This is a genomic window from Bacillus sp. 007/AIA-02/001 (genome assembly GCF_004634455.1).
In the GTDB taxonomy this organism is placed as follows: domain Bacteria; phylum Bacillota; class Bacilli; order Bacillales; family Bacillaceae_G; genus Bacillus_A; species Bacillus_A cereus.
Genome location: NZ_SEIY01000050.1, coordinates 1 through 1006, shown reverse-complemented (window position 1 = coordinate 1006; position 1006 = coordinate 1). Strand labels below are relative to the sequence as shown.

Here is a 1006-nt window from a genome sequence, read left to right as displayed (position 1 = left end):
TAATTATGGCAATACTTGTAACAGGTGGAGCAGGATATATTGGTAGTCATACATGTGTAGAATTACTAAATAGCGGTTACGAAGTTATAGTAGTGGATAATCTTTCGAATAGCTCGGTAGAATCTATAAATCGAGTGAAAGAAATAACAGGAAAACAATTTAAGTTTTATAAAGAAGATGTTTTAAATCGCGAAGCGCTTGACGCAATTTTTGAAGAAAATTCAATTGAAGCAGTTATTCACTTTGCAGGATTTAAAGCTGTAGGGGAGTCAGTAGCGATTCCATTAACATATTATCACAACAACATTACAAGCACGTTAGTGCTATGTGAAGTAATGCAGAAACATAATGTAAAGAAGATAATCTTTAGTTCATCTGCAACTGTATATGGTATCCCGGAAACGTCACCGATTACGGAGGAGTTTCCATTAAGTGCAACAAATCCATATGGTCAAACGAAATTAATGATTGAGCAAATTATGCGTGATGTAGCATTTGCAGATGCAGAATGGAGTATTGCATTACTTCGTTATTTCAATCCATTTGGTGCACACGAAAGTGGGCGTATCGGAGAAGATCCAAATGGAATCCCAAATAACTTAATGCCATATGTAACGCAAGTAGCGGTAGGTAAGTTAAAAGAATTAAGCGTATTCGGAAATGACTATCCAACGAAAGATGGAACAGGAGTCCGTGATTACATCCATGTTGTGGACTTAGCAAATGGTCACGTAAAGGCGCTTGAGAAAGTACTGAGTACAACAGGAGTAGATGCTTACAACCTGGGCACAGGCATGGGCTATAGTGTACTAGAGATGGTTGAAGCATTTGAAAAAGTTTCGGGCAAGAAAGTTCCTTATAAAATTACAGAGCGTCGCCCAGGTGATGTGGCAGTATGTTTTGCTGATGCATCGAAAGCAAAGCGTGAATTAGGCTGGGAGGCAACACGCGGATTAGAAGAAATGTGTGCTGACTCTTGGAAATGGCAATCAAATAATAAAAATGG

The 1006-nt window shown here is 38.5% G+C and carries 1 protein-coding gene; it reads left to right on the top strand.

The annotated features are described in order from the left end of the window. Window positions 1-5: 5 nt before the first annotated feature. The coding region (gene galE / locus ES895_RS29120; protein WP_053513680.1) for a UDP-glucose 4-epimerase GalE at window positions 6-1006 on the top strand (1001 nt) is incomplete at its 3' end.